Raw genomic sequence first — 591 nt, 5'->3', positions numbered from 1 at the left:
GCAACCGGTGATCATTGATGCACGTCCAAGTCGAGCCGCATGCCTGGGCTGTCACCCTCTTCGAGAATGAACTCTGAAGTCATCGCATTCCTTGGAGTGCCAGACTGAGTTCACCATCGTTATCAGCCCAGATCGATACCGATCGGATGCATGTCTCGCGCATCACCAAGGATCTGCAGAAGAAGGCAAGTCTGGAAGGCTGTGTGACGGCAGGCTCGAAGCTGAGCTCTGGTCTTCATCAAACCTGTCGAGCTTTTTCGACACACCAATCCCATGGCGGTAACTCATTTCGCCACCCAGCCATCCCGTCACGAACATCAGCACAAGGCCAATAAGCGTTAGGATCAGCCCGCTCGATCCCAGTTCCAAATTTGCTTGCCGCCATGCGTAATTCACGGCAGTAATCGCCAAGAAGATCAGGTTACCGACCGCGTGAGCCCAGGCGGCATGTAACTTGTGTGCGCGTTCGATCGCTGCAAAGTCGATCATCCCTGGGAGAGCCGCCGCCGCACCGGACACAAGCGTTCCGAGTAGAAGCCATCGGGTGCCAAGCGCCCAGAACGGATCTCCGGTTCGCGCGAATGCCACATC

General features: G+C 56.3%; 1 protein-coding gene. It reads right to left on the bottom strand.

What is annotated here, in order from left to right; genetic code table 11:
- Positions 1-162: 162 nt before the first annotated feature.
- Positions 163-591: DUF2231 domain-containing protein (locus tag M8523_RS36500; protein ID WP_282589677.1), on the bottom strand; the 429-nt coding region annotated here is incomplete at its 5' end.

It is taken from the genome of Lichenifustis flavocetrariae, from assembly GCF_026130545.1.
Classification (GTDB): Bacteria; Pseudomonadota; Alphaproteobacteria; order Rhizobiales; family Beijerinckiaceae; genus Lichenihabitans; species Lichenihabitans flavocetrariae.
This window is presented reverse-complemented; position numbering and strand designations above follow the sequence as displayed.